The following is a 6,925-nucleotide window of genomic DNA, read 5'->3' as shown; positions in this document are numbered from 1 at the left end:
GGGCTTTCATTCCCGCTTCACACCACGCCGTTACCGACGTCGCATGGGGAAAGTGGCGACAGAGTTGAACACTACTCATGGACCCATGGGTCACTCCTTTCATGCGACCTTCACGTCGCACAGCCTGTTTGAATGTCATCCACATCGAGGAGCAGAAGCCGCGCGACAGCTGCTCCGACCACAGTAGGAGCACGTTCATGCCGGAATAGGGCAGGCCGTTGTGGCGTACCGGCCGGGTGATACGACCACCGGTATTGGCGGCGCTCCATGGTTTGATCCAGGGGCGTACGCCCTGTTCGAGATCTTCAACGATCCTGTCGGTGATGCGCGTATAGATGTCGATACGATTGTTATCCGTTCTCCTGACCATAACTTCCTTTTCCTTTTCTCGAGACCGCGTCTGTCGCGGTCCGTCACGGAGGTCCGAAGTCAGGGGCCGATAGTGTGCCCATGCACCGGAACGGCCGCAACAGCGTGGAGGACGGCAAAGCCGTTGCATGGGCGCCTGGCCCCTGCAGGACCGCCGACCGGGACGGGCCGCGACAGGCGCGTCTCCAGCTTTTCCTCTCAACACGAAAAATGGCCGGCACCTGCAGGCGCCAGCCTCTGATTTAAAGAAGCGGCGGAGTTGCCCCCGCCAGGGTGTCAACCGAGAGCCGCCATTTGGGCCTCGGCCGCCTTGCGGTCGAGCGATGCCCCGGGGTTCTCGACCGGCCGGTCGAAGGGCTTCCAGGTCTCGCCGACGACCTGTTCGTAGGCGGCCACCGCACCTTCTGCCGCCATCCGCAGTGCGTGGGATTGGACGCCCATGTCGGCTGCAAACTCCCGCTTGCGCTGGGCGCCACTGTCATAGCCGACGGGCCCGTCGAGATCCTCGTCGCGGGCATCGTTCGATGCTTTGGCCGTTGCGTCGCGCGCCTCGGTGACGGCCCTGCTGTAGAACTGTCCAGCGCCATGTGCCGATCCGACGAAGGCCCCGACGATCCGTTGCAGATGGATCTGCATGGCCTTTTCGCCCAAGCCCTCGGAAAGGCTTTCGGCGGTCTCGACGATCAGCCGCTCATGCAGGCTGCGGATGCCATCGCTGTCGACGATGGCCGTGCCGAAGCTTTCGGCGATCTTGTGCGCCTGGATGGTGTCGGGGCAGGAGAGGCGGACCATTTCGAGGGTTGTCCCGCGACGGGATTGCGCCGATCGGGCGGTGGAGCGATTGGGGGTGGCGGGCTTGGCCATGTCTTTTCCTTCCGTGGCTGCCGAAGTGGTTCCGGCCCGTGCCGGTCTGCCCTTCGATGCGGACGACCAGAACCGGCAAAGGACGGGCGGCTTCACAGGTCCGATCCGACTGGGCCAGCAGGGCAGGGTTGCGGGCCAGCAGGTTTTGACCTGCTTGGGACCGCGGGCTTGTCCTCGCGCAGTGAGGTTGGATCGGCCGCTCCGCGGCGCGCAAGCGGCCTTGAAACGACCGGCCGCCGGTTCAGACCGCAGCGAACAGAAGGGCAGTCCGGCACGGGTCAGATGTCAGACGCACGCCGACGAGGGACGACATGGCCAGGCCCGCCACCCTGGGAGATGTCGTGGCCGCAAGATGACCAGATGCCGCCCATTGCACAGCCCCCGTTAGAGGTCCACCTATTCCGCAACCGACGAGATGGGCGCATCACCGCAATGCTCGAGCATATCGATGATCTGCTCCTGCTCTGCCAGCCTTGATGCGAGCGTGTCGAGTTCGCGCCACCGTTCGAAGGCCAGGCGGTCGGCAAGCTCCTGATGGTAGAGACGGGGACCGGACCGGCGGCGCACCCGGCTCCGGACCTCCACTGTGATCGTCTGCCGTCCTGCGCGCGCTGCTATCTGCCGGGTCAGGCAATCGAGATGCCGCTGGGTTTCACGCCTTGCGCCGATTGCCCTCGCCAATGGTTTTGCAAAGAGCACGTCGTTCATGATCCATCTCCCCGGCTTCGCCAGCCGATGAAGGAGGACGGCCCCTGATACTCAGCATGACGGACGGGATCGATGACAAAGCCGAACCGGCTGCGCCCGGCATACTCGTCGCTCGGAACAAGGAAGCGACGCTCATCGTTGTCTGCTCGCCTGTTCCCGCCGACGACCGCCACGACCTCGGTCATGCCGGGGTTCCGATCGGAAAAGATTGCAGATATGACGACATGATCTGCCGCATGGCGCTCATCAAACGCGCGGCGATCCTTGGACCAGCTTTCGCCCTCGGCCAGCTTGCAGCAATGGATCGCCTCCCAGGCATCCGGTCAGGTATTGCGGATGGTCTTTTCGGCCATCGATCGCTCGTAGCCGGTGAACAGCTCTGGAAAGCTGTTGGCCACGATCGCCCATTCGTTATCCTCTTCATACCACGGAGAGTGCTTCCGCAGTAGCGGATGGATTCTGGCATTGCGATCGGCAGAGAGATGAAAGCCGCCATGGCCGGCCGTGCTATGGGCGACGACGCCCTCGGCATAGATGACTGCGATCTGCGAGCCGCCCCATGGCGTGCTCGCCGACATGCGCGTCTGCACGCGGTTCAGCGCAGCGAGATCACGCTTATGCCGGGCCGTCTCGGCAACGCACGTTCGAAACTCGGCCTCGTCGGCCAGCCGGCCGTCGTGCCCGATGAAATCGTCGCGCGTCAGCTCAGCGAGCGGCCGGCGAACGAAGACTGCACTCGCAAGGAATGCGAAGCCGCTCGGCGACGTGACCATGGCAAGGACGGTGTCATCGATGCGTGCGATGGGCATGCCGTCCGCGCTTGTAGCAAACTCCACCCCCGAAAGATCGGGGGTGGAGTTTGCCTTGTTCGACTGGAGGCGGGCGGTCATGCTGCTGCCCTATGATCGAAATCCTGGTCGTGGCCATCTTCAGCCTCGGCGTCGGTGTCGCGCGGATCATCCTGATCCGCCTCCTCTTCGACCCTCGCCTCCTGCTCTTCACCGGGATCGCCGGCATCACCGTCGTCGTCCTGGGAGCCTCTGCCGCTGATATCAGTGGCAACACCTGCACGGATCCAGTCGAGTAGTTCGTCGGCTGGCGGCGCGAAGCGACCGGACGGATGGACGAAGTGCTCGCTCGCAAAATGCTCGACGAGCGCTGCGCGTGTTTCGCGCACCTTGGGCCGGGGCTGGACCGAGGCCTCGGCGCAAGACGCTTCCAGCGCCTGGCGCGACAGGCACAAGAGAAAATCTTCCGAGCCCATGTTCGGCAGGAATTCGTCGGCGCCGATCGCATCGCCGGCGATGCGCGCGATCATGCCGCTGTTCGACATGCCACGGCGGCATGAGAGCACATCGATCAGGACCGAGCGGACGGCGACCCGGAGCGTGTCCAGATCGAAGGCGAGCTTGCCGTTCTCGTCGAACAGGCCGACTGCATGGCGCGAGAAGCGCTTGCCACCATAGAAGGTCCCGTCCGCACCGGAGTCGACGCGGACATTCTGTCCGGCGAAGGCCAGCACCATCAACGCCATCAGCATGTCGTCCTCGATCGGCGCGCGACCGAGCGCATCGTGGAGCGCATCCGTGCGATAGTCGCCGATCATCTCGTGACCCTTCTGCGTCACATCGGGCCGTGCCTTGGGCGACGCGGTCGCGTCGGCATCAGCGCCACCAGCGACCACTCCATCGACGCCCGCGCCCTTCGGCTTCGCTGTCTCCGGCATGCGGTAATGGACGGTCTGCACCTTGCCATCGCGGTCGAGATACATCGCAACGTGGTCAGCTTTGGACGGCTTGCCGTAGACCTGAGAAGCCTTCTTCGGTAGTTCCGGCTGGCCCCAGCTGTTGACGTCGACGATCCCGCCCTTCTTCGGCAGGTTGCTCGTCATCCACTCATGCTGCGCACCGAGGAAGCCTTCGACATTCGTGGTATAGCGGCCATCCTGGTCGGCCGGCGCGAAGAGATCCTCGACCCATTCGATGCCGTAGGCCTGAGCGAGATCATCGCCAAAGCTCGCATCCTTGGCATACATGCGCTTCCTGGTCAGCGCATTGGCAACCTGCCACCAGGACGCGGTGTCACCCTTCTTAGGCTTGTGGGCTTTCCATACCTCCTTCTGGTCGACCTGGCCGGAGGCCGCGATGACCCGCAACTGCTGCTCGGACGGCATGTCACCCAGCGACATCTGTTCCAACATGGCCGGAAGCACATTGGCGAGAAGGCGCAGCTTGCGGATCTGGCGGACGGGGAGGGCGAGAGCGACGGCGATCGCTTCCTCCGTCCAACCGAGAGCAACAAGCCGTTCGATGCCGCGCCACTGATCGACGGGATTGAGAGGTTCACGGACGGAGTTTTCGACCATGGAACGCATCGCACCATTATCGTTGGCAGCGTCTGCCACGAGGATCTCGATTTCTTCGAGACCTGCGGCAATCGCGAGCCGGACGCGACGATGACCGGCGTCGATGATATAGCCGTTGCCACCGTCGGCTTCCGGCGCGACGACAGGCGGTTGGACGATGCCGACGGCCTTGATCGTGGCCAGCATCAGCGCGTCTGCCTGCGGCGACGACTTCGACTGGCGCATCCGGTCGGGATTTTCCTTCAGGGCGCGCGGGTCAACTTTGATGATCTGCATGGGATCTGTCCTTTCAAGAGCGTTCCGGGCCGGCGCCTTGCCAGCCCTTCCTGTCTTCATTTTTCTCGAAGACACCTCCCGGACCGCCGAGCGGTCGGACTGACGCAACCGCAACCGAGCATCCCTGCCGCGAAGAACAAGCGGGGCTTTTGGGCCCTGCGAAGGTCGAGTGGCCGGGATGGCGCAGGTGGCGGTTGAGCGACAGCGGCGGCAGGAGAACAGATCGGCGACCAGTTCCTTCCTCCTCCTGCTCTTCCGCTTCTCTGTTGAAAGATCGGCGCGCGCACCCCGCGGCCAAAGCAGCACGTGAAAACCTCGGCTAGAAACAGAAACGCAAAAAGGGCGCTCAACCCACGAGGGGAGCGCCCTTTTGCTGATCCCGGACGACATCGAAAGCCATCGCAAGAGCGGTGGCAGGACATCATCTGAACGGGAAGTGATCCTCAGATATTATCGAGGGTCAGGGATTTCAAGTATTTGCTCCCGCCATCTGGTGAAAGCTATGGCGGGAGCAGGACCAAGCCGCAAGACACGCTTGGGCTTACGTTCGTCATGCGGCGATCTGGTCTGCTTCAGCAATGGCCGAAGCAGCCAGTTCTTCCTCGATCTCGCGAAGCCGCTTCCTTTTCGCGCCAAGCTCGTCAGCGAACTGGAATGCGCCACCAGTGCGCGATTGATACGAATTCAGCCGGCGCCCGGCCTCGTCCAATCGGCGGCGATATTGCCGCTGTTCTTCGTCGAAGCCGTCAAGTGCGTGCTCCAGACGCGAGATGGCGCTAAGCGGCGTGACCGTAATCGCCAGATCAACCTCATAGTTGGCGCCGGTGCGCTGAAGCATGGTCTCGTAGCGATAACCATCGCCCTTGCCGAACCGCTCACCCTCATACACGAGATCAAAGCCACCAATCGTCGCCAGATGCACCTCGCCCTCCTGCTGAAGCTGCAGCAGCGTCAGGATCTCCTTCATCAGTGCGCGACCGGCCTCCTTGCGCTCGGTATGATCCTGACCGAGCACCGTCATGGTGAAGGCATCGCCACCGGTCGGCCGGAGGCGTGCGATGTCCTGGCCGATCTCGCCGATCCGCCGGGTTGAGACCTCGATGTCACGCTCCGCATCACGGATCTGGCGGCGGACGGCATACCGGTCGTCCTCATGGGCGGCGCGCAGGCGTTCGAGCCGGGCGATATCGGCCTCCAGCCCCGCCTTCTGCATCAGTCGCTCGTCCCCCGATGCAATAGCCTTGGCCATCGCGAACTGATTGGCAGCACCCTCGCCGACATCTTCGAGCCTGCGGATTGACGTATCGCCCGAGAGGGCCGCAGCGATGAAGCGAGCCTTGCGCTCGTTGTTTTGCCACATGCTGGCATCGAGCGAACCCTCGGTAGCGTAGGCGAAGATATCCACCTCATCGTGCTGGTTGCCTTGTCGGACGATCCTGCCTTCGCGCTGCTCTATCTGTGATGGCAGCCACGGGACATCGAGGTGGTGCAGAGCTTTCAGCCGAAGCTGCGCGTTGACGCCGGTACCCATGGTTTCTGAACTGCCAATCAGGAAGCGAACCTTGCCAGAGCGGACATCGCCGAACAGGCGTTGCTTCGCCTCGGTTTTCTTGAAATCCTGCATAAAGGCGATCTGCGATGCCGGTACGCCGAGCCGGATCAACTCGTCGCGGATGAACCGGTAGGCAGAGAAGCCACGGGTTTTTTCGACATTGATCGTGCCGAGATCGGAAAAGATCATCTGCGCGGCGCCCGGCAGATCAAAATCCTTGCCATCCGGGCGGCGATAGATCGCTTGGCTGGTTTCCGCCCAGATCCGGTGGGCGTTTCGCACGAGTAGGTTGAGCTTGTTATCCGCCTCATTGTCGGCCGCCGGCATGACGAAGCGCAGGTCGATTGCCGCATGGCGGCCATCGGTAATGACCGAGAGCAGAATGTCGTCACCGGGTTGGGCCGGACCTTCGCGCTTCTCGATCGCCTTGATCCGGCCATCGAGCATCTGCTGATAGGTCTTGAACAGCGCCGTCGGCTTGGCTGTCAGGATCTGCCGCCGCCCGGTCGAGATGTTGGGCACCTTAACGTACTGCCGGAGATCCTCGGGCATGACGACATCGGCGAAGGACCGGAACATGGCGATCAGTTCCGGGACGTTGACGAAGGAGGCGAAGCGGCTGACCGGCTTGTATTTGCCGGATGGCTGGATTTCGAGTTCGGTCGTCGTATCACCGAAGCACGAGGCCCAGGCATCGAATTCGTGCAGTCCTCGCTCGGCAAGTGCCTCGTGACCGAGCAGGCGCTGGATCGAAAACATCTCGCCGAGCGTGTTGGTGATCGGGGTACCCG

7 protein-coding genes are annotated in these 6,925 nt (G+C 62.8%); all 7 read right to left on the bottom strand.

The features are described 5' to 3' along the window. The coding region (locus tag KLP42_RS26170) for an ArdC-like ssDNA-binding domain-containing protein (RefSeq protein ID WP_215571105.1) at positions 1-370 on the bottom strand (370 nt) is incomplete at its 3' end. A gap of 275 nt (positions 371-645) precedes the next feature. Continuing rightward, on the bottom strand, positions 646-1,233 hold the full coding sequence (locus tag KLP42_RS26165) for a hypothetical protein (RefSeq protein ID WP_112636419.1): 588 nt from the start codon (positions 1,231-1,233) through the stop codon (positions 646-648). A 396-nt stretch (positions 1,234-1,629) separates the two neighbouring features. Next, positions 1,630-1,941: a hypothetical protein gene (locus tag KLP42_RS26160; protein ID WP_215571104.1), complete on the bottom strand. Its 312-nt coding sequence runs from the start codon at positions 1,939-1,941 to the stop codon at positions 1,630-1,632. Next, complete coding sequence (locus KLP42_RS27335) at positions 1,938-2,126, bottom strand: hypothetical protein (protein WP_353844944.1); 189 nt, start codon at positions 2,124-2,126, stop codon at positions 1,938-1,940. The genes KLP42_RS26160 and KLP42_RS27335 overlap by 4 nt, the downstream gene beginning before the upstream one ends. Before the next feature lie 138 nt (positions 2,127-2,264). Beyond that, the gene (locus tag KLP42_RS27330; RefSeq protein ID WP_353844942.1) at positions 2,265-2,831 is read right to left on the bottom strand and encodes a DUF7007 domain-containing protein; all 567 of its coding nucleotides are present in this window, start codon (positions 2,829-2,831) and stop codon (positions 2,265-2,267) included. Further along, positions 2,828-4,582 (bottom strand): ParB/RepB/Spo0J family partition protein, encoded by a 1,755-nt coding sequence (locus KLP42_RS26150; RefSeq protein ID WP_215571106.1) that lies wholly within the window; start codon positions 4,580-4,582, stop codon positions 2,828-2,830. The genes KLP42_RS27330 and KLP42_RS26150 overlap by 4 nt, the downstream gene beginning before the upstream one ends. Positions 4,583-5,132: 550 nt before the next feature. Next, positions 5,133-6,925, bottom strand: a 1,793-nt coding sequence (locus KLP42_RS26145; RefSeq protein ID WP_353844941.1) for a helicase-like domain-containing protein, incomplete at its 5' end; no start/stop codon positions are given.

The sequence above is a fragment of the Rhizobium sp. CSW-27 genome (genome assembly GCF_018760785.1).
Taxonomy (GTDB): Bacteria; Pseudomonadota; Alphaproteobacteria; order Rhizobiales; family Rhizobiaceae; genus Neorhizobium.
Note: the sequence above shows the minus strand (reverse complement) of the source record. Positions and strands in the feature narration are given on the sequence as shown.

What these genes read in the sequence shown, in the direction of transcription:
- KLP42_RS27330 (WP_353844942.1), bottom strand. Translation starts at nt 2,831, where the DNA reads ATGACCGCCCGCCTCCAGTCGAACAAGGCAAACTCCACCCCCGATCTT.
- KLP42_RS27335 (WP_353844944.1), bottom strand. Translation starts at nt 2,126, where the DNA reads ATGACCGAGGTCGTGGCGGTCGTCGGCGGGAACAGGCGAGCAGACAAC.
- KLP42_RS26160 (WP_215571104.1), bottom strand. Translation starts at nt 1,941, where the DNA reads ATGAACGACGTGCTCTTTGCAAAACCATTGGCGAGGGCAATCGGCGCA.
- KLP42_RS26165 (WP_112636419.1), bottom strand. Translation starts at nt 1,233, where the DNA reads ATGGCCAAGCCCGCCACCCCCAATCGCTCCACCGCCCGATCGGCGCAA.
- KLP42_RS26150 (WP_215571106.1), bottom strand. Translation starts at nt 4,582, where the DNA reads ATGCAGATCATCAAAGTTGACCCGCGCGCCCTGAAGGAAAATCCCGAC.